The sequence below is a fragment of the Sinobacterium norvegicum genome, assembly GCF_923077115.1.
In the GTDB taxonomy this organism is placed as follows: domain Bacteria; phylum Pseudomonadota; class Gammaproteobacteria; order Pseudomonadales; family Sinobacteriaceae; genus Sinobacterium; species Sinobacterium norvegicum.
This window is the reverse complement of the sequence record NZ_CAKLPX010000003.1, coordinates 40,501-64,362: the sequence shown is the minus strand read 5'-3', so window position 1 is coordinate 64,362 and position 23,862 is coordinate 40,501. Positions and strand designations below refer to the sequence as shown.

At 50.9% G+C, this 23,862-nt stretch carries 24 protein-coding genes; 17 read left to right on the top strand and 7 right to left on the bottom strand.

The features are described from left to right. Window positions 1–66: 66 nt before the first annotated feature. Window positions 67–1,197, bottom strand: a complete 1,131-nt coding sequence (locus tag L9P87_RS12175; protein ID WP_237445026.1) for a type III PLP-dependent enzyme — start codon at window positions 1,195–1,197, stop codon at window positions 67–69. A 149-nt stretch (window positions 1,198–1,346) separates the two neighbouring features. On the opposite strand from L9P87_RS12175, the gene L9P87_RS12170 reads away from it, so the two are divergent. Continuing rightward, window positions 1,347–1,766, top strand: coding sequence for an Lrp/AsnC family transcriptional regulator (locus tag L9P87_RS12170; protein ID WP_237445025.1), 420 nt, complete (start codon window positions 1,347–1,349; stop codon window positions 1,764–1,766). A gap of 53 nt (window positions 1,767–1,819) precedes the next feature. Here the strand turns inward: L9P87_RS12170 and L9P87_RS12165 are convergent, their stop codons facing one another. Beyond that, window positions 1,820–3,172: a glutamine synthetase family protein gene (locus L9P87_RS12165; protein WP_237445024.1), complete on the bottom strand. Its 1,353-nt coding sequence runs from the start codon at window positions 3,170–3,172 to the stop codon at window positions 1,820–1,822. Between the two features lie 205 nt (window positions 3,173–3,377). Between L9P87_RS12165 and L9P87_RS12160 the strand changes: the two genes are divergently transcribed. The 10 genes from L9P87_RS12160 (at window position 3,378) to L9P87_RS12115 (ending at window position 13,001) form a co-directional block, all read left to right on the top strand. Continuing rightward, a complete protein-coding gene (locus tag L9P87_RS12160) occupies window positions 3,378–4,742 on the top strand; it encodes an aspartate aminotransferase family protein (protein WP_237445023.1) in 1,365 nt (454 codons plus the stop codon). A gap of 257 nt (window positions 4,743–4,999) precedes the next feature. Beyond that, window positions 5,000–5,563: a DUF3332 family protein gene (locus L9P87_RS12155; RefSeq protein WP_237445022.1), complete on the top strand. Its 564-nt coding sequence runs from the start codon at window positions 5,000–5,002 to the stop codon at window positions 5,561–5,563. A 295-nt stretch (window positions 5,564–5,858) separates the two neighbouring features. Next, the gene (locus L9P87_RS12150; RefSeq protein ID WP_237445021.1) at window positions 5,859–7,856 is read left to right on the top strand and encodes a transglycosylase SLT domain-containing protein; all 1,998 of its coding nucleotides are present in this window, start codon (window positions 5,859–5,861) and stop codon (window positions 7,854–7,856) included. 133 nt (window positions 7,857–7,989) lie between these two features. Further along, complete coding sequence (ppnN, locus tag L9P87_RS12145) at window positions 7,990–9,348, top strand: nucleotide 5'-monophosphate nucleosidase PpnN (protein WP_237445020.1); 1,359 nt, start codon at window positions 7,990–7,992, stop codon at window positions 9,346–9,348. A 119-nt stretch (window positions 9,349–9,467) separates the two neighbouring features. Then, the gene (locus L9P87_RS12140; protein ID WP_237445019.1) at window positions 9,468–9,962 is read left to right on the top strand and encodes a PaaI family thioesterase; all 495 of its coding nucleotides are present in this window, start codon (window positions 9,468–9,470) and stop codon (window positions 9,960–9,962) included. 99 nt (window positions 9,963–10,061) lie between these two features. Further along, complete coding sequence (locus L9P87_RS12135; RefSeq protein WP_237445018.1) at window positions 10,062–10,337, top strand: BufA1 family periplasmic bufferin-type metallophore; 276 nt, start codon at window positions 10,062–10,064, stop codon at window positions 10,335–10,337. A gap of 2 nt (window positions 10,338–10,339) precedes the next feature. Next, window positions 10,340–11,197: an MNIO family bufferin maturase gene (bufB, locus tag L9P87_RS12130; protein WP_237445017.1), complete on the top strand. Its 858-nt coding sequence runs from the start codon at window positions 10,340–10,342 to the stop codon at window positions 11,195–11,197. Then, a complete protein-coding gene (locus L9P87_RS12125) occupies window positions 11,185–11,940 on the top strand; it encodes an HvfC/BufC family peptide modification chaperone (RefSeq protein ID WP_237445016.1) in 756 nt (251 codons plus the stop codon). The genes bufB and L9P87_RS12125 overlap by 13 nt, the downstream gene beginning before the upstream one ends. Further along, window positions 11,930–12,424, top strand: coding sequence for an RNA polymerase sigma factor (locus tag L9P87_RS12120; RefSeq protein WP_237445015.1), 495 nt, complete (start codon window positions 11,930–11,932; stop codon window positions 12,422–12,424). The genes L9P87_RS12125 and L9P87_RS12120 overlap by 11 nt, the downstream gene beginning before the upstream one ends. Next, window positions 12,414–13,001, top strand: a complete 588-nt coding sequence (locus L9P87_RS12115; protein ID WP_237445014.1) for a hypothetical protein — start codon at window positions 12,414–12,416, stop codon at window positions 12,999–13,001. Before L9P87_RS12120 ends, L9P87_RS12115 begins: the two co-directional genes overlap by 11 nt. Before the next feature lie 2 nt (window positions 13,002–13,003). On the opposite strand, the gene rarD is transcribed toward L9P87_RS12115, so the two are convergent. Next, window positions 13,004–13,894: an EamA family transporter RarD gene (gene rarD / locus L9P87_RS12110; protein ID WP_237445013.1), complete on the bottom strand. Its 891-nt coding sequence runs from the start codon at window positions 13,892–13,894 to the stop codon at window positions 13,004–13,006. 212 nt (window positions 13,895–14,106) lie between these two features. On the opposite strand from rarD, the gene L9P87_RS12105 reads away from it, so the two are divergent. The 3 genes from L9P87_RS12105 to L9P87_RS12095 all read left to right on the top strand — a co-directional run bounded on the left by L9P87_RS12105 (window position 14,107) and on the right by L9P87_RS12095 (window position 16,579). After that, a complete protein-coding gene (locus L9P87_RS12105) occupies window positions 14,107–14,469 on the top strand; it encodes a DUF6164 family protein (protein ID WP_237445012.1) in 363 nt (120 codons plus the stop codon). Window positions 14,470–14,948: 479 nt separating this feature from the next. Further along, on the top strand, window positions 14,949–16,013 hold the full coding sequence (locus L9P87_RS12100; RefSeq protein WP_237445011.1) for a porin: 1,065 nt from the start codon (window positions 14,949–14,951) through the stop codon (window positions 16,011–16,013). A gap of 101 nt (window positions 16,014–16,114) precedes the next feature. Then, window positions 16,115–16,579 carry a hypothetical protein gene (locus L9P87_RS12095; RefSeq protein WP_237445010.1) on the top strand — a complete coding sequence of 155 codons (465 nt, stop codon included), beginning with the start codon at window positions 16,115–16,117 and terminating at the stop codon, window positions 16,577–16,579. Window positions 16,580–16,605: 26 nt separating this feature from the next. Here L9P87_RS12095 and L9P87_RS12090 read toward each other — a convergent pair whose 3' ends face one another. The 4 genes from L9P87_RS12090 to L9P87_RS12075 form a co-directional block, all read right to left on the bottom strand. After that, window positions 16,606–16,770, bottom strand: coding sequence for a hypothetical protein (locus L9P87_RS12090; RefSeq protein ID WP_237445009.1), 165 nt, complete (start codon window positions 16,768–16,770; stop codon window positions 16,606–16,608). 169 nt (window positions 16,771–16,939) lie between these two features. Continuing rightward, window positions 16,940–17,305: a DUF5329 family protein gene (locus tag L9P87_RS12085; protein ID WP_237445008.1), complete on the bottom strand. Its 366-nt coding sequence runs from the start codon at window positions 17,303–17,305 to the stop codon at window positions 16,940–16,942. Next, window positions 17,302–18,162 carry an endonuclease/exonuclease/phosphatase family protein gene (locus L9P87_RS12080; protein ID WP_237445007.1) on the bottom strand — a complete coding sequence of 287 codons (861 nt, stop codon included), beginning with the start codon at window positions 18,160–18,162 and terminating at the stop codon, window positions 17,302–17,304. The genes L9P87_RS12085 and L9P87_RS12080 overlap by 4 nt, the downstream gene beginning before the upstream one ends. A gap of 77 nt (window positions 18,163–18,239) precedes the next feature. Then, window positions 18,240–19,112 (bottom strand): outer membrane protein assembly factor BamD, encoded by an 873-nt coding sequence (locus L9P87_RS12075; RefSeq protein WP_237445006.1) that lies wholly within the window; start codon window positions 19,110–19,112, stop codon window positions 18,240–18,242. A gap of 97 nt (window positions 19,113–19,209) precedes the next feature. Here L9P87_RS12075 and rluD point away from each other — a divergent pair, with 97 nt between their 5' ends. The 3 genes from rluD (at window position 19,210) to clpB (ending at window position 23,788) form a co-directional block, all read left to right on the top strand. Then, complete coding sequence (rluD, locus tag L9P87_RS12070; RefSeq protein WP_237445005.1) at window positions 19,210–20,181, top strand: 23S rRNA pseudouridine(1911/1915/1917) synthase RluD; 972 nt, start codon at window positions 19,210–19,212, stop codon at window positions 20,179–20,181. Beyond that, complete coding sequence (pgeF, locus tag L9P87_RS12065) at window positions 20,178–20,954, top strand: peptidoglycan editing factor PgeF (RefSeq protein ID WP_237445004.1); 777 nt, start codon at window positions 20,178–20,180, stop codon at window positions 20,952–20,954. The genes rluD and pgeF overlap by 4 nt, the downstream gene beginning before the upstream one ends. 200 nt (window positions 20,955–21,154) lie before the next feature. Next, a complete protein-coding gene (gene clpB, locus L9P87_RS12060) occupies window positions 21,155–23,788 on the top strand; it encodes an ATP-dependent chaperone ClpB (RefSeq protein ID WP_237445003.1) in 2,634 nt (877 codons plus the stop codon). Window positions 23,789–23,862: the final 74 nt, after the last annotated feature.

Genomic DNA, 23,862 nt, shown 5'->3' with positions numbered 1-23,862 from the left:
CAAGACTGTTCTGACAAGAAACCAAGCCCAACCAGTGCTGAGCCAACTCGCTGGCAGAAGACGCCGCTACAGCATGACGACCTCTGGCAACGGGAAGCCATTAAACTCACAGGCACAGGCATTGCTATAGGCGCCGACATAATTCAGCATAATAAAATCACCGGCTTTTAATCCCGCCGGCAGCGGATAGGACTGACTGCAAATATCAACCGAGTCACAGGTTGGCCCAGCGATAACCCAGGGCACTGGCTCACCTTCTGACAAGCTGGTAATGGGGTAATGTAATCCCTCTTTTAATTCGAGTAAACCACCGTAAAAACCGCTGTCTAAATACAACCAATCCCGCCCCTCTCGACGGCAACTACCGATCACTTGGCAGTAGAAGCGGCCTGCCTCTGCCACTAAATAACGGCCGGGTTCTGCAATGATACGAACCGATTGATCTACCCCTAGCAACGCCTTATTGATGACCGTGGCGATCTCCTCAATCGTAGCAACAGGCGCTTCATAAGCCACAGGGAAACCGCCGCCAATATCGAGCAGCTCGGGGGTTAAACCGGCGTTTTTCATTTTTTCGAAACACCGTATTGCCGCCTCGATGCCGATTCGCCAATTATCACTGTTGCAGCACTGAGAGCCTACATGAAACGTCACCCCACAGAGATCAACCCCAAGAGCCGTGGCCCGTTCGATGATTGCATCCGCCTCCTCATCGAAGGCACCGAACTTGCTCGACAATTCAATAAGCGAACCTTTGTTGCTGGTATGTAATCGTAAATAAAGTTTTGCCTGCGGCACCAGGTCAGCAATTTTTTCAACCTCTTCAACGCTGTCGACAACAAACCAACACACACCTTTGGCCGCGGCATATTGAATATATTGCGCCGATTTGATCGGGTTGCTGTAAAAAATATTTTCGCTGTCGGCGCCCATATCCAGCAGTGTGTCCAATTCCTTTTTTGAGGCAATCTCAAAAAAAACACCCTCCTCAGCCAGCGTCGCCAATACCGCAGGGTGCGGGTTAGCCTTGACGGCAAAATGAGGTTCCACCCGAGGCATGGCACGGCAAAAACGTCTCGCTTGCCGGCGTAAAATAGCCCGATCAATCTCTATAGACGGCTGGCTGTAGTGTTCTCCGTGTCGCTGCTGCCAAAGTGCCAGTTGCCCAGCCTCGCTAAGATTCACCCGACTATTCATTGTTATCTCCATCCACTGCATTTGTTTATTATTAATCACTAGTTTAGTGGCAGTAAATGTCGTTTTGTATGGCTATAATGCATAAATTGATATCTAATAACTAACAAATAGAATAGCTAATTATACAAATTAAATGCTGGATAACCACAATGACCATTAACAAGCAGTTACTGAAAGCACTGACCTCTAATAGCCGTCGCAGCGTCACCGACCTTGCCAAACAGCTTGGTCTCAGCCGGATTACCGTTAAACAACATATGGAACAGCTAGAGCGACAGGTCATCGACGGCTATACCGTCAGACTGAAAGAAGACGTTGAAGCAAAGAAAATTAAGACCTTGGTGTTGATTGCCGTCGATCAAAAGATGATCAAGCGTCTCACCGAACAGCTGAGAAAGATTGAGTCCGTGGTCGAGCTAGCCTCGATCAGCGGCGAATACGATTATGCCGCGACGCTTTCTGCCGACAACACCGCCAGCATCGATAACGATATCGATACCATCAGTCAAATTGAGGGCATTCAACGCACCATGACCTCAGTTATCCTGTCGACAAAATTTCGTCGTTAAGTGACAGTCTGGCCAAGCAGGTTCCGTCACAGTGACGGAAACCGTGGCGGACACTATAAATAACTGTCGTACTCTAATGAGGTGACTTGCTTGTCAAATTCGGCCAGTTCTTGCCGCTTGATCTCGGTAAAGTTGCGGTGAAATACTGCTCCGAAATACTGCGGTAGTACCGTTGAACGTTGGAAGCATTCGATCGCATCAGGAAGGTAGCGCGCCAGTGTCGGCGGCTGCTGGTCATAGGCATTACCCACCATGGCTGTTGGCGCGGCCAGCTTGTTTTCAATGCCATACAGCATGCCGGCAAGAATCGCAGCAATCGACAGATAAGGGTTGGCATCGGCGCCGCCTACTCGGTGTTCAATACGCATCGCCTTAGTGCTGCCCGCCGGAATACGCACCGCACAGGTTCTATTTTCATAGCCCCAGGTTGGCGCCAGCGGTGCATGGCTACCGCGCTGAAAACGGCGATAGGAGTTTACATTAGGGGCGAATAACAACATCGACTCTTCCATCAATGCCAGGCAACCAGCGACCGCATGTTGCAGCAATTCATTACCCTCTGCACTGCCGTCATCAAAGGCATTATTGCCGTCATCATCGAGCAGGCTGCAGTGAACATGCATACCATTGCCGGCCTGATCACCAAAGGGCTTGGCCATAAAACTGGCCCGATAACCGTGCTTTTTGGCCACGCCTTTGATGGCACGCTGCAACAATACCGCTTGGTCGGCAGCCAGTAAGGCATCCGCCTGATGGTACAAATTGATCTCATACTGTGAGGGGCCAGCTTCTTTAATTAGGGTATCAATCGGCAGATTTTGCTCGGCACAGACATCACGGACAGCGTGCATAAATTCAGCCATTTCCTGCATATCATCGATGCCATAAGTCTGACCGGCCTGCATCGCAACCGTGGTGGCATTACCCTGTGTGTGCTGAGGAACACCCTGCCCATCACGCTCAGGCTTAAACAGATTAAACTCCATCTCGCTGGCCAACATCGGGGTCAAACCCTGCTGTTTGAAACGCGCCATCAAACCGCTAACAATATTGCGTGGATCGTATTTGCAAGGGGTGTTATCGGTATCCAGCAACGATATCAACAACTGTGCCGTCGGGCGTTTCATCCATGACACAACGGAGATAGAGCGTAGTTCAGGTACTGCAATACCGTCCTCATCGCCACTGTCGAAGACACAGGCCTCCGGATCCCGTCCCCAGACATCGAATAACAGGGTGCTTAATGGCAGCTTTAATCCGCCCTCACACACCTTGGCAATATTTTCCCGCTGTATCCACTTGCCACGCAAACCACCGCTCACATCAATCAAAATCACTTCAAAGACTTCAATGTCAGGGTGATCGGCCAGGAACTGGGTTAAAACTGCACTGCTATTGGCTGTCATGAAAGACCTACTATTATCTATTATGCTTTCGCCTAGCTTAGCCTATTCATAGAAACAAAATCACTCCCCGATAGGGTTAACAACTGGTCCTGCCATAAAACACCCCTATCGGGGTAAACCATCGCTGTCACGGCTATGCCAAACTAGCCCATGATGAAATGAGCTTCGCCCAACCCGCTGGCAACCCAGAATTCAGGCAGACATTATGAGTAAAAACACTACCGCGCAATTACAGCAGGCCGACCGCAATCACCACCTGCACCCCTTTACTGATTTCAAGCAGTACAGTGCCACCGGTGGTCGTATTTTCTCCCGCGCCGAACATATCTACATCTATGACAGCGAAGACAACCAGTTTCTCGATGGCATGTCGGGTCTGTGGTGTTGTAATCTGGGTTACAGCCAACCGAAAATCATTGAAGCCGTTAATCAGCAGATGCAACAGCTGCCCTATTACAACAACTTCTTCAACTGTTCCAACCAACCGGCGGCAGAAATGGCCAAGGCTCTGGTCGAAGTCACCCCCGATGGCTTCAACAATGTGTTCTTTACCAACTCCGGTTCCGAGGCCAACGACACCAATATTCGCCTCGTTCACCGCTACTATGACCTGCTCGAAAAACCGAACAAGAAGCTGATCATCGGTCGTAAAAACGGCTACCATGGCAGCACTATTGCGGCGGCAAGTCTCGGTGGCATGGAGTTTATGCACAAACAATATCGTGGCATCGACTATGTCCATCACATCGACCAACCTCACTGGTTTGCCGAGGGCGGCGACAGTGACAAAAATGAATTTGGCCTGCAAGTTGCCCGCCAGTTAGAGGCCAAGATCGACGAGCTCGGCGAAGAGAATGTCGCCGCCTTTATTGCCGAACCTATTCAGGGCGCCGGTGGCGTTATCATCCCCCCCGATAGCTATTGGCCTGAAATTCAGCGCATCTGTAACGAGCGTGATATTTTGTTGATCAGCGACGAGGTTATCTGCGGCTTTGGTCGAACCGGCAATTGGTTTGGTTGCGAGACCTACAATTACCAACCCGACTTAATCACCTTTGCCAAGGCGGTGACCAATGGTTTCCAACCTCTCGGTGGCGTCATGGTCGGCGACAAGGTCGCCAATGTACTAAAAACGAACGACGGTGAATTCGGTCACGGACTCACCTATTCTGGCCACCCAGCCAGCTGTGCCGCCGGCCTCGCCACACTCTCAATTATGCAGGAACAAAACATCGTCGAGAATACAGCGCAGACTATTGCCCCCTATTTACAGCAACAGTTACGCAGCCTCAGCGATCATCCTATTGTCGGCGAAGTCCGTGGCACCGGCATGGTCGCTGCTATCGAGCTGGTCAAGAATAAGAATAGTCGCGAAAAAATCGCCGATGATTCGGCCGCCGCGGTGTTCTGTCGCGACCAAGCCATTAACAATGGCCTAATGGTTCGCGCCGTTGGCGATGCCATGGTCACTGCGCCACCGATGGTCAGCAGCAAAGACGAAATTGACCAACTGGTGCAACGCCTGCACCGCGCCCTGGATGCCACTGCGAAAGAATATAATATTAAGTAATTCCTTTGGCGCTGGAATTTACCATCTGCTGCCGATAGCACAGATGGTAAATTCTTCCATACCCGCTTTCTTAAGCCCTTTGTACTCCTCTTCTTCCCCGATTGCCATACCGCCGCTAAGTCGCTGACTGACAACTTTAAATTGACATATCCACAATGCTGCATTTTAATCAAAGACACTCGGTTAAGTTGTTACTGTGTAAAACTTTTCCCAACGAGTCACATGCGTTAGTCAACAATTAGAAATAGGATGTTCTTATGAAGATGAATAAAGTCGCCCAAGCGTTAATCTTAGCCACGGCAATTGGTGGCGTAACGACAACCATGACCGGCTGTATGGGTCAGATGGGTCTCTCACAACAAGCTATCGGTGTAAACCTTAAACTGATCGACAACCGCTGGGGTCGAGCGGGTTTCTATCTACTCCTCTCTCCTGTCTATGGTGTCGTCGGTGCCATTGATTTACTGATTATTAACAGCATCGAATTCTGGACCGGTACCAACCCTATCACCAAAAAGTCACCCGCCGTTGTCGACACCCCGGTAGAGGCCTGGATGAAGGTTGACGATAGCTTAGACAGCTCGATGACTGACGTCCCGCTGAGCAGCGCGACGCTGAAAGGTGGCGACAACAACACCATGTCTATCGACTTTATTGACGCCGATGGTAATGAGCAAACCGTTACCGGCATCAGAGTTGATAATCGTGTTGACTTCTATCTTGACGGCAGATTAATTAAGTCTGCCACGATGGATGAGCTAGAAGCTCGCGCTGACCAACTCGAGACTGCCGGCATGACCACCGCCACAGCTCGCGGCTAAAATGTTCAACCCCCGTGCTCTGCGCGGGGGTTGTTGCCCCCTCTGTTCGCCCACCCCCGCTACTCACTTAGTTACCAAAAACTAGCTCCCCTCATAATGGTAACCATTTTGTGAGTCAGTTTTACCCAAAACACCAACAACCCCAGCAGTTTTAGCATTTATTGCCCAAAACATTTCGATAAGCTGGCAACCGCCGAACGATACTGTACTCTAACGATAAGTCTAATCTGTTGATGATTATGAAACTGATCACACAGCTGCCGGTTAACTGACTAATTATGTATTAGAGAGTGGTATGTCTTTACATCAATTTTATCGAAAATCTATTGCCTGCTGTACCCTGCCATTTCTGGCATTGACGCTTAACGCCAGTCATGCCGATAATGCCACCGCCTCGTTTGCCAGTCATGCCGAACGCAGCCAACAACGTCAGGACTTTCGCCGTGCGGTTAAACTAATTGATGGCAACAACCCTCAGCAGTATCAACAATTAAAAGCACAGTTGAAAAATTACCCGCTCTACCCCTATCTCGACTATTTTGAGCTGCGTGAAAATACTGCCACCACCACGATTCACGATATTACCGCCTTTAGTCGCCAGTACCCCAGTCTACAATACACCAGCGCTCTGGTTAATCGACGCCTACAGTATCTTGGCAAACATCAACGCTGGCAGGAATACCTACGCACCGCCAAGGCCGAACCGCGAGACACCACCCTGCGTTGCTATTACTACAACGCGCTGCTGCAACAGGGTAACCAACAAAAAGCCTATGCCGGGGCAGAAAGAATGTGGCTGGTTGGCCAGTCCCAACCCGCCGCCTGCGACCCGTTGTTCAAGCAGTGGATAGCCGACGGTCAGCTCACTGACGCACTGTTATGGCAGCGCCAGGTGCTCGCGGCCAAGGCTAATAACTTAAGCCTTACCCAATACCTGCATAAGAAATCTAAGGGGCAATACCAACATTACAGCCAGGCACTACTCGATGCCTATCGCCAACCGACACGCTTTTCGTTTCAAGTTACCGCCACACAATTCCCCGAGGTGGCTGCCGATTTAATCACCGTCGCCAGTCAACGTGGTGCCTATCAGGACCCCGCCCAGGCGCTGCGTTACTGGCAATCCTTTAGCACTGCCGAGCAACTGCTCAACCAACAACAAATCGCCAGTATCGAATTGCATATTGCCAACCGGTTGCTGCGCAGCGATAAGACGAATGCCTTCGCCGCTAAAGTAGCCATTGAGCAGGCAGAGCAGTCACCCCGGTTAAGCGAGCACTTCTTGCAGCTCTATTTGGCCAACCTCGACTGGCAGGGACTGAATCAATTTATTGCCAAACTGCCCGCGCCAGTGCAACAGCAAAACCGCTGGCTATACTGGCAAGCTCGCAGCCAGGAAGAGCTTGGCATCGAACCAGAGCTGGTCGCCGCTCACTTCCAACAGCTCAGCAGTCAGCGCCATTACTACGGTTTCTTAGCCGCACAGCGCACCGGTCAGCCAATCAGCTTCGAGCACCAGCCTTACAGCCTGCTGAAACAAAACAAGGTCACCGTCGGAAACAATCTGCAGCTGCAGCGAATCGAAGAACTGATCGCGCTGAATTACATGCAGTACGCCCGCCTCGAGTGGAACAAACTACAAAACAATGCCACCGTGGCATCGCAGTCGGCACTCGGCGCCTACGCCATCGACCAGGGCTGGGGCAATCTTGCCATTCTGCAAGCCAGTCACCACAAACAACATGACAACCTGGGCTTACGAGCGCCACTGGCCTACCGTCAGCCTATTTTAAAAAACGCCAAGCAACAGAAAATAAATCCCAGCTGGGCCTTCTCCATCGCTCGTCAGGAAAGCTTGTTCAACACCGCCGCACAATCATCGGCCGGCGCTGTTGGCCTCATGCAACTCATGCCAGCAACAGCGAAACAAGTCGCCAGAAAAAATAAAATCCCCTATAAAAACGCTAAGGATTTAACCAACCCCGATACCAATATCGCCCTTGGTACCCACTATCTGGCTCAACTTAAAGATCGCTTCGATGATAATATCGTCTACGCCACCGCCGCCTATAATGCCGGCCCATATCGCGTCAGCAAGTGGCTAAAACAACGCCCCAACCTGCCCAATGATGTTTGGACCGAAACCGTGCCTTATCGCGAAACCCGAAACTATGTGAAAAACGTCGTGGCCTTTTCACTGATCTATGATCACCTCATTCGCAGCGGTGAAGACTTCAGCGTCTACCAGGAAAACACCCATGTTGCCCTGCAGCAACAGAGCGTCGATCAATAAGAACGGCGCGACACCTCCCCCCTTCGCCGCTGCCGCCGGCGAGATATCATCTTTTTCCTCAAGACGTCATCATTCTCAACTACACTTATTAAAACAATGTTTCTAATAACTAATTTCTATAGGAGGATTGACGATGAATAACAAAGTCGTAGATTCTAGAATATCCCCTGTCGGTCACCTCGACGCACTCTCCCGCGGTGAAATTAATAAATTATTAAAAAACAATCAGGGTAATCTTTACCAACTGTTTCGCAGCTGCGCCCTGGCTGTGCTTGCCTCAGGTAACTATTCCGATGACGGCAAGGCGCTGCTAGAACAATACAAGGATTTTGACATCCAACTGCTTGTTCAAGAGCGAGGCATCAAACTGGAAGTCATGGGCGCACCGGCAGAAGCTTTTGTTGACGGCGTGATGATAAACGGTATCGCCGAGCTATTGTTCTCCGTTATGCGGGATATTTTATACGGCCACGAGAAGCAGTCCTTCCCCTGCGCTAACTCGGAACAAGCCACCGATGCGGTATTCAAAATCCTGCGTAACGCCAAGCTAATACGGCCCAATATTGAACCCAACGTTGTGGTCTGCTGGGGCGGTCACTCGATTCGCCGTGAGGAGTATAATTACACCAAGAAGGTCGGCTATGAACTCGGGCTCAGAGGCCTGGACATCTGTACCGGTTGCGGTCCGGGTGCGATGAAGGGCCCCATGAAAGGCGCCACTATTAGCCACGCAAAGCAGCGTCACACCGACGGACGTTATATCGGTCTAACCGAGCCGGGTATTATCGCTGCCGAATCACCCAACCCCATTGTTAACGAGCTGGTCATTCTACCCGATATCGAAAAAAGACTGGAGGCCTTTGTCCGTGTAGGTCACGGTTTTATCGTCTTCCCCGGAGGCGCGGGGACTGCCGAGGAGATACTTTACTTACTCGGTATTCTGCTCGACCCAGCCAACGAGCCCATTCCCTTTCCGCTGGTATTTACCGGCCCAGAAAGCGCCCGAGAATACTTCCAGCAAATTGATGACTTTATTGGTATCACCCTGGGTGAAAAAGCCCAGCATCGCTATCAAATCATCATCGACGATCAACAACAGGTTGCCGCTACTATGCGTCAGGGCATCAACGATGTCCGCGCCTTTAGAAAACGTGAGGCTGATGCCTATAACTTTAACTGGCTGCTGCGCATTGACCACGACTTTCAGCAACCGTTCGAGCCCGATCACCAAAACATGGCTGAGTTGAAACTGAACAAGGATCAACCCGCCCACAAATTGGCCGCCGATCTACGACGAGCATTCTCTGGTATTGTCGCTGGCAATGTTAAAGATCAAGGCATTCGGGCCATAGAACAACACGGCCCGTTTAAGCTGCAAGGCGATACTGCCATTATGGAGCCCATGGATAAGCTGCTGCAGTCATTTGTCGAGCAGCAGCGGATGAAACTACCCGGAACTGAATATCACCCTTGTTATCAACTGGTCAAATAACCTTAAAGGGGCAGTTAAGCACCACAACTGCCCCCTGAACCACGATCATCACTTGTCGAGTGACTACAAAAAATACCATTATTATCCTAACGATTTAGCGTAATAGACGGATAATAAAAATGAACGAAGCAGCAACACTGGTCCACGATAACAACCATGAATGCCCAGAAGGCTATCACCCCTTTACCCTTGACGGTAGCTTCAACGACGCCTTGGCTCCGCTTTATATGAAGATTACCGACAGCGGTATGTCACTGGCGCTGCGACTCAAGAAGCATCACTGCAACCCCATGGGCATTTGTCATGGCGCCGTCTATATGAGTTTGATGGACATCGCTCTCTGCGCCGCTGTCTGTCATAGCGCCGGCCTATACACCGGCATGCCGACAATCAACATCAACCTCGATTATATGGCCGCCAGCAAAGAGGGCGACTGGCTGTTCACCGAGGCTGAGACGTTAAAACTCACCAATACCATCGGTTTCTCACAGGGCAAGGTTCTGGCTGCCGACGGCAGCGTCAACGTCAGTGCCAGCGGCCATTTTAAACTGCCCAAAGACCTTGCCAATGCTGAGGGAGTCAGCGTTGAAGAGCTGCTGAAGATGTTCGCCTAAAATAATAATATTTTTTGTGCAATAAAAGTCATTGTCCATTCGTCTATAGCTATAAGGTCATCGCATGAGGTGGTGACCACTTCGACGACGGATTGAACAATGAACAAAAAACTATTTATCTCCAGCGCCATCGGCGCAGTATTAACCACCACCAGCCTCGGCGCCCTCGCCGTTCCCGATCAACCCCAGCAGTGGGAAAAATGTGCCGGTATCGCCAAGGCCGGTGCCAACGACTGCGGTGCATTGGATGGCAGCCACGGCTGTGCCGGTCAAGCCAAGGCCGACAATCTTGCCAATGAATGGGTCTACGTGCCCTCTGGCACCTGCGACAAAATCACCGGCGGCCGTGTCGCTGCCCTCAAACCGGCGAAATAATAATGTCGTCAGCGCTGACTGGCGTCGGGGTTGGGCTTAGGCCCAGCCACGCCGCCGACATTCTATCCTCTCTGCCCACCATTGATTGGCTGGAGCTGTTGGTAGACAACCACCTCTGTGACGGCGGCTTTAACCGCGCCATTCTCAAGCCCTTAGCAGAGCATTACCCACTGAGTTTTCACTGTGTCAGCATGGATGTTGGCGGTAAAACGCCGCTTAACAAAACGTATCTGGCTAAGCTAAAACAGCTGGCAGAGGAGTTACAGCCACAGCAAATTTCTGACCACATCAGTTTCTGTCGCGGCCAGGGTCGCTATTTTCACAACCTGCTACCCTCGCCCTTCAACCGCAAAGAGCTAAGCCATTATGTAGACAGGGTAAAACAGATTCAGGATATTCTCGGGCGACAGATATTGCTTGAAAATGTCTCCCGCTATATCGATTACCAAGATAACGAGATGACAGAGGGTGAGTTTATGACCGAGCTCTGTCAGCGGGCAGACTGTTTTTTACTGTTCGATGTTAATAATGCATATGTTAACCAACACAATCATCACACCGATGCCCTCGAGGTCTTCAACCAACTGCCCCTAGCGCGCATCAAAGAACTACACTTGGCGGGCTACGAGCAACGGCAACAATTCTTACTCGACAGCCATAGTCAGCCTGTTTCTGAACCCGTCTGGCAGCTCTACAGAGAGGTTTATCAATCGCTACAATATCAGCAGGTGCCGACGCTGATCGAGTGGGATAATAAACTTCCCCCACTGACTGAATTACTCGCCGAGAGAGATCGTTGCTTAAGCCAGCAGGCCATGGCCACCGGCCGGGCGACTGCGGAGGTGAAATGCACAGCCTAAGCCCCTCCGAGCAATTCACCGCCACCCTGGTCGACAGCGCGAACAAGCCTCCAGCGCTGCGCAGCGGCAGCACAGCGCTTTATCGAGAGTGCAACCAACAGGCGTTAATCGACAGTATTTTTAATGCCTATCCGCTAACACGGATATGGTGTGGCGATCAGATCTTCAGCGATGCATGCTCCGCCTATTGCCGAAACCCCAGCCAGCACTGGGACCTCAACCGCTACCCTCTGGCTTTTACCTCCTGGCTACAAGTACACCGAAGCGGTGATACCGAGATGCTGGTCTTAGCCGCGATAGAGGCTCAACTACAGGCCAACTATTACCATCACAACCCCGCCGCCATCGACCAGCAGCAACTCACAGCATTGAGCGAAGAGCAGCAGCTGGCTCTACGATGGCACATCGGTCAACATATCGGCCTCTATCAGGTTACCGCCAAGCTTGCCGACTTTCTCAACCAGCATAAAACCATTGGCCTCGATTTAACCCCCGACAAGCACCCGCAGTGGCTGATTATTTCTCGCCTCACTGTCTTTCATCAACTCGATTGGCTTTCGCAGCCGCTGTATGCTTTTATAGAACAGTTGCGACAGGGATGCAGCCTCGGTTTTTTGTTAGATAGCTTCGAAGCATCGATGGGTTGTCCACTCGACATCCAATGGCTGAGCCTGGCTATCGAACGGCAATGGATAACCAGCTTTACGCTGGCAGAGTATCAGGAAGAGACTCATGGGATTTAATCAGGATGAACTTAACTCGCTGTATCAATATGCCTATAGTTTGACCGCCGACCCAGACCAGGCCTACGACTTGCTACAATCTGCGGTCGAACGTTTTCTACTAAAAAAGCCACTGACACTGAAAAAATCTAGTTACTTAAAAAAAATGATACGCAATCAGTTCATCGACCAGTACCGGCACAACCTGAATTATCCAAGCGAGCCACTGTGTTCAGTCAATGAGCAGCTCTGCGCCGAACAGCAACTAGAGCAAACCGTCATCAACCGGCAGACGCTAGAGAAAATATGGCAACAACTAAACCCCAGTGAGCGAGAGTTACTGCATTTGTGGGCGATAGATGGCTTGACCAACAAGCAAATCAGCCAACAGCTTGAACGTCCCATTGGCACGGTGTTGTCGCAGATTTTCAGAATCAAGCAAAAGCTCAATAGCAGCAAAGTCGTATCGCTGTCGGCGATAGGAGGCAGCCAACGTGGCCACTAATATCAAACACCAGGTCAAGACCTTGGTCGAAAAACAACAGCTCAGCAGTGAGCAATTGTCTCGGCTACAGGGCAGCAACTATTCTCCATGGACATGGCAACGCTATGCCGCCGTTGTTGCGACACTGCTGCTATTCCCGCTTATTTACCTGTTTAATACGCTGCCCAACAACCCCGTCAGCAGTGAACAGCTGGCCAGCATGATCGCCTTAGAAGTTGCCAACAATCATATCTCGATGAAACCGCTGGAGGTGCAGACTGATTCCATCCAAGACATACGACAGTATTTCTCACAGCTGGCATTCTCACCGATTAGCAGCGGCAAAATATCGTCACAAAAACAGCTTTTAGGGGCCCGTTACTGCTCGATACAGGGCATTACTGCTGCACAAATTCGCTACCAACAAGGGCAAGCTGACCATAAAACAACACTGTACCAAGTTGCCTATGATGAGGCGGTATTCCAAGCGCTAAAGCTAAGAGTCGACAGCTCACCTATGGTTATTCCCGCCCGCGGCTTAACCGTTAAGCTCTGGCAAGAACAAGGTTTACTGATGGCCGAGGTTTATGCGCAGTAACGCTAATCAGCGGTGATCACCCGGCGGCTGCGGCGATAACCGCGGATACCATCGTAGGTGAAGATGGCCAAGCTCAACCAAATCAAACTAAACGTCGCCATCTTCTCCACAGTCAACGCCTCACCGAAATACAGCACCGCAATCAAAAAGACCATCGTCGGCGTGATGTATTGTAAAAAACTCAAGCTGATAAAAGTCAGCTGTTTCGCCGCCGCGCCAAACAAAAACAGAGGCAGTGCTGTTACCAAGCCCGACAATGGCAAAATATAGTCATACTGTGGCTGCAGCAAAAAACTTAGATCACCGCGTTGGTATAAATACCACAAATATACCAGTGCCAGCGGCAACATAACCACTGTCTCAGCGGTTAACGAGGTCAGGGCCGGTGATGATATTTTCTTCTTAATCAGCCCATAAATCCCCCAGCTAAACGCCAGGGACAGCGAAATAAGTGGCAACGTGCCAATGAAAACTAACTGAATCACAATACCTACAGCGGCAAGACCTATAGCAAGGGCCTGCATTCTATTGACCCGCTCCGACAGGAACAACATGGCCAAGACTATATTCACCAAGGGGTTGATGAAATACCCCAGGCTGGCCTCCAAGGTTTGGCTGCTGCTAATGGCATAAATATAAGTTCCCCAGTTGATCGACAGCATCACCGCCGCTATCGACAGCCACAGCATTTCTTGACGCTGACAGAGCACTGCCCACAGCTCAGCCAACTTACCCATGGCTGCCATCACCGCCAACAACAATACCATGGCCCATACCACACGGTGCGCAAGCACCTCAAACGGCGCAACATCAGCAACCAGGATAAAATAGAGTGGGAAAACTCCCCAGAGTATATATGCACCCAGCGCTCGCAATAAAGCGGGTGAAATCATAGCAAACCTCAAATACAGCAGATATTATCGCTTAACAGCCAATCGGCAGCGGCGAAATACTCGCCGGTACAGTAAAATACAACGCCGGATGAAGATAACAATGGGGCCTGGCGTCGAGCGGCTCAAAGTACGCGAGTCAAACTGGCAAAAATATAAGTATTAATACCTATGCCCCGTCGATTGTTGCCAACACCTTTTATGAAGAGAACCTCATGGCCGAACTTTTGATCAACCTACGCAATGCCCCCGCCGATGAAATCGATGACTTAATCGAGTTACTCGACAGCCATCAAATAGATTACTACCAAACTTCGGGCGGCAGCTTTGGTCTGTCCTTACCAGGGTTATGGGTTAATGACGCCGATCAATTTCAACGTGCAAGATCACTGATCGACCAATATCAGCATGAAAGGCAACAGCGTATTCGAGCACAGTTTCAGCAGGCTAAAGACAGCAATCAGCATGACACTGTGTGGGCTCGATTAAAGCGAATCCCCAACCGCATGATCACTTTTTCAATTATGATTTTTATCGTTATCATCGCCTCTATCAAGCCTTTTATGGATATGTTTTAAACATCAATATGTAAAAAAAGCCCTTATCAGCTCTATTTTTAATAAAAAATAGCCACCCAATAATAAAATCATTTTTTTATGGTTTGTTATACCCAACTGTTTTATCGATAAATATTGATTTCTGCCATCAACAACAATAACAATTACTTAGCCAGAGGTATTTCGTTAGTAAAAACATCTGATTTACGTAGAAAACACATATAAAAATGCCTCGACACTAGTACATGCCGCAAAATAATCAAAAAACATCGACTAATTATCGACTTATCTGGTGATATTACTTAAAAAATAGTCTACATTAATCTGCGAGGTAGTTTTTAAGATTTATAGGAGGGTGATTTTGCTAGCAAAATCAGCAAATCTTAACACTCTGTCTCAACCTTGCTAGTAGTCGGTGGCGAATGGAATGACGCTTTTTCTCCCCAGGGCATAAAAATAATGTTGCACATATGGACTTGAGATTAAAAGAGAGAAATCACATGATGAAAAAAATTCTAGCTGCAGGAACCATTTCTGCTCTTGGCGCCGTGCTGCCGCTTCAGGCTGTTTTAGCCGACGAAGTTTCGGTCTACGGTAAATTCAATATGTCCTACGGTTTCAATACCGAGGATAACGCGGTTGGCTATACGGTACGTGATAACTATGAGCTTGAATCACACGCCAGCCGTTTAGGTGTTAAGGGTGGTCATGACCTATCCGACAGCCTAAAGATGATTTACACCATGGAATTCGGCGTGACTGCGGATAACAATGATGGTGACACTTTCAACCAGCGTAATATTTTCCTCGGTGCCCAAGGCAACTGGGGTACCTTCTTAGCCGGTCGTTACGATTCAGCGCTGAAGAAGATTCAATACAGCCCTGCTGGCTCTGTCGATCTGTTCGATGATAACGACTACGGTGACTACGATTCAACCTTCATCGGTGATGATCGTTTAAACAACAACCTCGTTTATGCCACGCCAGAAATGGGCGGTTTCTCTGCGATGATTCAGGTCCAGCCCGGTGAAGATTCCGGTGCCAAGGGTGATGATGACGACAGCGGCGCCATCGATAGCTTCTCTGGTTCTGTTGCCTACGATATGGACAAGACGCTACACGTAGCCCTTGCTTATAACAACAATATCAACAACGCCGATACCATCCGCCTCGCAGCTAAGTGGAACATTGGCATGATCGCCCTTGGCGCCATGATGCAGCAGGCTGAAGAAAACCAGAAAGATGGTGGCGTTGGCTGTAATGCTGGCAGCAACCTCTGTGGAACGCTCGGCGCTGTTAAGAAACAGAGCTCATACCTAGGTAGCGTTGGCTTCACTCTGGATAAACTAGTGCTTAAGGCACAGATGTCACAGGGTACGCACGAACTTGTCAGCGGTGCCAGTGACGTTAAGATCACTAACTATGGCCTAGGCGCTGATTACAATATCGATCCAGCCAACACGGCTTATGTCTTTGTTGCTCAGGCGATCTCCGATGAGAAAGTCTTAGGCAAAGATGACGGTGCTAACACCGCTTTCCGTGCCGGTTATATCTTTAAGTTCTAAGTTATACCACCCAGTACCTACCCCGCGCTTGATATTTGTCGCGGGGTAGCGTCTTATTAATACAAACGCTGTATTGAATAATATTGTTAATAAGGTTTTTTATGAAAAAATATCGCACAGGGCTGTGTTTAAGCGTATTAGCCTGCAGTTTACTCAGCGCAAACCTCATCAGCGCCGAAGAGACGAAAGAATTCGATGTCGACGTGGCCGAATACGGCGACCTCAACAAACTCTATCAGGAGAAAGACCAGGCCAATGATTCCGTTAAGATATGGAATGATGAGAATGGCTGGTTTCCCAACAATAAGAAGACCTACGGCAATAATGCCGCAGAACCCGGTGCCACCGTCGCCTCAGCGACAACCGCCGCCCCTGCGCCAGCAGTCCCCAGCCATGAGATCAAGCAACGCTACAGCGTCAGTGACCCGTCTGTGGCCATCGAAGAGCTATACCGTGAAATGAGCGAACAGTGCCCAACAGGCTGGCAGAAAGTGAGCGAGCGCTCACAACCTATTCCCGACAGTAAACACTACTACCTTTACTACCAGTTTAATTGTACTGAGTAGTACCAAAAGACAAAGAATAACGGCCGCTAATGCGGCCGTTTTTGTAACTGTTGCTTTAGATGATCATATTCTTTTTTCAGGCTTTCTTTATCGACGGTGAAGTCTTTGGTAAAAGAACCCTGGTGCATCACCTCCATCCACTCCTGATGTTGCTGCCAAACCTGTTCAGTCACCATCTCTGGCTTGTCCATTGCTTTTACCCCTGCTTTAAATCGTTATACCAAGTAAAGTCTAGGTTCGGCTATTTAGAAAGCTGCCCCGGGCAAAAACACCACTTTTTCATCAACGCGTCATAAATTGTATACAACAATAACAATGAAAACGGGCTCATAGCCCATCACGTCAGCAACAAAAACGCCGCTATTGAGCGGCGTTTTTGGTTGCTCTCATCTCTGTCAAACGTTGCCGTAACCAATCGGCCGAGGCCATCGGCTCATCGTCAGGGCAATCGATAATATACGCCTTGCCAGTCCATGAACTCTTGGTCGCCAAGCGCTCGATAAACGTCTCAGCCGAGCTGACATATTTGCCGCCTCGGCGAAGCTTCAGCCGCATATGATCCGCCGCATCCGCTGCGCTGTGCCGACTGCCGTTACGCTCAAACTCACAGCCCGACTGTGCCAGCACGGCAACCAATTGTTCCACCTCTTGCTGGTAGGGCTCGGCTGTCTCGGCCAATACCCGCCCCCCCATTAACAGGCCAAGCAATAATACGATGAGTCTCATCTCACCCCCTTTTTATCCGCCAACTGCCTCTGCTGCTGCGGATCAAATAACAGCGTCGCCATCAGCGGGTTATGATCGGAGGTGGTGGTGGCAACCGTGCTGGTGGCAACAACGGTCAAGCCCCGAACGTAGATATGATCCAACGCCAGATCAAATACGGTGGTACGAAAATCCTGCTCAAACGACAGTGGACGCAGACCTAACTGCTCGGCATAGCCATCGACCAAGGCCTGGCGCTCATCACTCCAAGTGTTAAAGTCGCCGGCAAATATAATCGGCCCGCGATGCTCAGACACCCAATCGATACTCTGTTGGATCTGTGCCTTTAACGCTTCGATGCCAATGCTGAAGTTTACCCCGTGAATATTAATCACCAACAATTTCTGTTCACTGCCGGCGATGGCATACAGACTTAACGCCGTCGCCTTAGGTGTGCGTAACAGTGGCTCCATACTGGATAAATTGCAGCGGCCAATAGGTTCAACCCTCGAGGCGGTTAAGACGCCGGTATCCTGCCCTGCGGTTTGATAACCGGGTGCGAAATATAACTGATGCTCTCGCTCGATTTTTTCGATTAACGGTGGCGACAGCGTGGCCTCCTGCAACAGCAATAAATCTTTGTCCGCCGACAACGCCTTGAGTTCAGGCAGCAGTGCTGGTTGTTGCGCTTTTTGCAGGTTCCAAATCAACACACTGAAACGTTGATCGAGTCGCGCCAACTGAGTCTTGTCGGTGTTAGCGGGATACAACTGCTGGCCACAGCGCTGATACCACTGTTGACGCTGCTCCTCACTGACCTGCGGGTGGCAGGCACTGACTAACCAAGCAACCAATAGAACGCTGATTATCCGATTCATACCGCCTCCATTCTCGCAATATCACGCAACCACAAAAAAAGGCGCACAGGGCGCCTTTCTATCATAACCGATTTTTCTTAACCGTTCTTCGGGCGGCTATCAAACTCTTTCGGCTCATCGCGACCAAACATACCGAAGGTCATATAGGATATCCACGTTGGCTTGGCGCCCTTCTTGGTATAAAGCGCTACAAACTCGCCATTTTTATCAATATACGGCGAGTCGGGATAATTTTCTGTCAATACTTTAAAGCTGTCTTCGGCCAACTGATCCATCTCGAGCAACATATAGGCCTGAGTCATAACCGCCAAGGCATCGGCTACCGCCGGTGTCTGCTGGAAGTTTTCAACCACGTAACGGCCGCGATTGGCGGCGGCAAGAAAGGCCTGTCGCTGGAAGTAGTAGTTGGCGACGTTCACCTCGTAGCGGGCCAGCAAGTTGCGCAAATAAATCATTCGGGCACGGGCATCTGGCGCATATTCGCTGCTGGGATAGCGTGCTAACAACACCGAGAAATCACTGAATGACTGACGCGCAGCACCAGGGTCTCGCTTGGTTTTGTCGGTGCTGGTAAAACGGTCGAAGATACTTTTGCCGGCATCAAAATTAGATAAGCCCTTCATGTAATAGGCATAATCGACATTGGGGTGACTGGGGTGCAGGCGAATAAAACGCGATGCAGCCTCTACCGCGGCCTCAGTCTCATAGGCCTTATAATGGGCATAGATCAATTCTAACTGCGCCTGTTCAGCATAGGGGCCGAACGGGTAACGTGATTCTAACAACTGCAGGCTGGAAACGGCGGCACTGTAGTTAGAGTTTTTTAATTGTTCCTTAGCGCGGCTATAAATCTGCTGTTCAGAAAGATCTTCGCGGGGCTTCTCGTCATTGCTGGAACAACCGCTGATAGCGACCAAAAAGGCAATGAGTAGAATGTTAATCAAACGCATGAATGGCATTCCTAGGGTGTCTGCACGTATAATAGTGGGCAACAGTCTACCGTCATTCGTATCTCGCCTAAAGCGATATCCACAGAAAGTACCTACTATGGCCGAAAAAATTACCCTGCACGCGCTGGTTCCACTTGAACTCACCGGCAAGCGTTGCGATCAAGTTGCCCATGAATTGTTCCCCGAGTACTCTCGCTCGCGGCTGCAAACCTGGATTAAAAGCGGTGAATTAACCGTCGATGGCAACACATTCCGCGCCAAAGACAAGGTGTATGCCGATATGGCTCTCAGTGTTGCCACCGTCGTTGCCGACGAGGAAGAGTGGATCGCCGAGGATATCCCACTGGACATCGTGCACGAGGACGACGAGGTTATCGTCATTAACAAGCCCATCGGGCTGGTTGTCCACCCCGCCGCGGGGCACGCCAATGGTACCTTACTCAATGCCCTGCTCAACCACTGTCCCGATCTGGCCAGCGTACCCAGAGCCGGTATTGTTCACCGCTTAGACAAGGACACCAGTGGCTTGATGGTGGTGGCGAAGACTTTGAGCGCCCATACGGACTTGGTTAATCAGCTGCAAGAACGCAGTGTCAGCCGTACCTATCAGGCGGTGACCACCGGCTCGATGACCGGTGGTGGCACCATCGAGACCATGATGGACCGTCATCCCCGCGACCGCAAGAAGATGGCTGTCGCCCTGGTAGGCGGCAAAGAAGCGATTACCCACTACCGTCTGATGGAGCGCTTCAGCGATTTCACCCATATTAAAGTCAATTTAGAAACCGGCCGCACCCACCAAATCCGCGTCCACATGGCCCACATTCGCAAGCCGCTGGTTGGCGATCAGGTCTATCGTGGCAGGCTGCAGCTCCCCAAGGGCGCCACCCCCTCGTTAATCGAGGTGTTGCGTAATTTCAAGCGCCAGGCCCTGCACGCCTATCAACTTGAATTGTGGCACCCGGGCACCGGCGAACGCGTGACCTGGCAGGCTGAGCCACCACAGGACTTCCTCGATCTGGTCGCCGCGCTGAGAGTCGACAAGAAAGAACGAGAAAGCCTATTGTGACACTCTTTGCCGAGCACTACTTGCTCGCAGACTGGCCTGCGCCTGCGCGGGTCAAAACCCTGATGACCACTCGTTTAGGCGGCGTCAGCACGGCGCCGTTCGACAGTTTAAACCCGGCCCAGCACGTCGGCGACGACAGCAGACAGGTCGATGCCAACCGCCAAATTATTGCCGCCACCCTCAATCAACTCGGTGATGTTGACGCCGTACAATGGCTCAATCAAACCCACAGTATCGATGTTATCCACAGCGATTACCATACTGTCAGCCAATCACCCGATGCCGACGCCTGTACCACTGTCATCCCTAATATTGCCTGCGCCGTCATGACCGCCGACTGCCTGCCACTGCTGCTCTGCCGTCAGGATGGCAGCGCTGTTGCCGCCTGCCATGCCGGCTGGCGGGGCTTGCTCGATGGTGTTATCGAACAGACTGTGCAACAACTGGCCGGCAATAGCGCCAGTCCAATCTTGGTCTGGTTGGGGCCGGCTATCAGCCAGGCCAGCTTTGAAGTAGGCGGCGAAGTACGCCAGCAGTTTTTAGCCGCCGCCGGCAACCAGCAAGCAGCCACCGATGACTGTTTTATCGACAGTGGCAATAGCAATAAATACCTGGCCGACCTCTATCAACTGGCTCGACTGCGCCTGCATCGGCTATCGATAGATCAAATCTTTGGCGGTGAATTATGCACCTTCAACGACAGACAACGCTTTTACTCCTACCGCCGTGACGGGCAAACCGGCAGGCTGGCGTCTATTATTTGGCTCGACTAGGGCACCATATCGATTCAACATGGGCTATGGCCATGTTTTGGCACAGGTTATCTGATTAGTAAGGCAGTTAGCTCGCCAGCGTTTATTTTGACCCCCTTACTTGAAAAAGGTCAAATTGACCTCATATTGTTAGTAACATGGCGATATTAAGACCGCGCTTCTTGCCCGGCCCCGCCAATTTATATCGATGAGGAATAGCAATGCGACCCGATAAATTTACCCATTCGTTGCAGCAAGCCCTGGCAGATGCCCAGTCTATGGCTATCCGTAACGACAATAACTATATAGAGCCGGCGCATATTTTACTGGCACTGCTCAATCAACAAAACGGCAGTATACTGCCTATTCTGCAACAGGCAGGCAGCAATATTGAGCAGTTCAGCGCCGCCCTGCACGACAAGATTGAGCACTACGCCAAGGTGTCCGAGAGCAACGGTGAAGTCCACCTATCGGCCAATAGCAGCAAGCTATTTAACCTGGCCGATAAACAGGCCCATCAAAACAACGACAGCTTTCTTTCCAGTGAGTTAGTTTTACTGGCGGCACTGGAAGACCGAGACCTCAAGAAACTGATCGAGAGCTGCGGTGCCAGCAAACAACATATCCAACAAGCGGTGAATAATGTGAGAGATGGCAGTACAGTCGACAGCGCCGATGCGGAAGAAAACCGTCAGGCACTGGATAAATACACCCAGGATTTAACCGCACTGGCCGAGAGCGGCAAGCTTGACCCGGTGATTGGCCGCGATGATGAGATTCGTCGCACCATTCAAGTGTTGCAACGTCGCACCAAAAACAACCCGGTATTGATTGGTCAGCCCGGTGTCGGTAAAACCGCCATCTTAGAGGGCCTGGCTCAGCGTATTATCAACGGTGAGGTGCCCGAGGGGCTGAAACACAAGCGCATCCTCAGCCTCGACTTGGGCGCACTGTTAGCGGGCGCCAAGTTCCGCGGCGACTTCGAAGAGCGCCTGAAGGCTGTGCTCAATGAGCTCGACAAGCAGGAAGGTAATATCATCCTGTTTATCGATGAGATTCACACCCTAGTCGGTGCCGGTAAGAGCGAGGGCTCAATGGACGCCGGTAACATGCTCAAGCCAGCCTTGGCCCGCGGTGAGCTGCACTGTGTCGGTGCCACCACGCTGGATGAATACCGTCAGAACATCGAGAAAGACGCCGCCCTCGAGCGCCGCTTCCAAAAAGTGCTGGTCGAAGAGCCTACCGAGGAAGACACCATTGCCATTTTACGTGGCCTGAAAGAGCGCTACGAGATTCACCACGGCGTCGACATTACCGACTCGGCGATTATTGCCGCGACCAAGTTGTCGACCCGCTATATTACCGACCGTCAGCTGCCGGATAAGGCCATCGATTTAATCGATGAAGCTGGCAGTCAAATCCGTATGGAAATCGACTCCAAACCTGAGTCGATGGACAAGCTCGAACGCCGACTGATTCAATTCAAGATCGAGCGCGAGGCCATCAAGAAAGACTCCGATGCCGCGGCGGTTGCCCGACTCGACAGTCTCAATCAACAGATCGACAAAATTGAGCGTGCCTACAGCGATTTAGAAGAGGTATGGAAGGCCGAAAAAGCCAGCCTACAGGGCTCCAACAAAACCAAGACCGAGCTCGATGCCGCCAGAACGAAACTGGAAGCCGCTCAACGCAGCGGTGATTTAACACTGATGTCTGAGCTGCAATACGGCGTTATTCCCGCCCTAGAAAAACAGGTCAAGGCCGAGGAGAGCAACCCCAAGGTCGAGCGAAAACTGCTGCGTAACAAGGTAACTGAGGCGGAGATTGCCGATATCGTCAGCCGCTGGACCGGCATACCAGTGAATAAAATGCTCGAGGGCGAACGTGGCAAGCTGCTGCGTATGGAGGATGAGTTGCACGCCCAGGTCATCGGCCAGGACGAGGCTGTAACCTCGGTCTGTAACGCCGTCCGACGCTCGCGGGCCGGCTTGTCCGACCCCAACCGCCCGAACGGTTCGTTCCTGTTCCTCGGCCCCACCGGCGTCGGTAAGACCGAACTGTGTAAGGCACTGTCGGGGTTCTTATTCGATACCGAGGAGGCCATTATTCGCCTCGACATGTCGGAGTATATGGAGAAGCATTCGGTGTCCCGTTTAATCGGTGCGCCACCGGGCTATGTCGGTTATGACGAGGGCGGTTACCTCACCGAGGCCGTGCGTCGCAAGCCGTATGCCCTGGTGCTGTTCGATGAGATCGAAAAGGCTCACCCCGATGTCTTCAATATCCTGTTACAGGTATTGGAGGACGGCCGCCTGACCGACAGCCAGGGGCGTACCGTCGACTTTAAGAATACTGTTATTGTGATGACCTCCAACCTCGGCTCGGAACGCATTCAGGAACTGTCCTCGAACAAGTCTTTCGATACCATCAGTTTCGACGATGAGACCGACCAGAACCTGCTCAACGAGCACCGCAACCAGGCGATCAAGACCTCGGTTATGGAAATCGTTGGCCAGCACTTTAGGCCGGAGTTTATCAACCGTATCGATGAGAGCGTGGTCTTCCATCCACTGGAAATGGCGCAGCTGGGCAATATTGCCAATATCCAGTTGGCCCGTTTAAACCAGCGTTTAGAAGAACAAGGCTTGGTACTCAAGCTCGATGAGGCGGCCATGACGCTGGTCTTAGAGGCCGGTTACGATCCGGTTTACGGCGCCCGCCCCCTCAAGCGTGCGTTGCAGACCTATATCGAAAACCCACTGTCGTCACAGTTATTGAACGGTGATTTCAGCGACGGCGATACGATTATTGCCGGGGTCAACGAACAGCAGCAGCTGACCTTTAGCAAAGCATAAGCGCTGTTATTAACCCACAAAAAAAGCCCCAGCCGACACGTCGGCTGGGGCTTTTTTATAGCCGGTGGTAACGC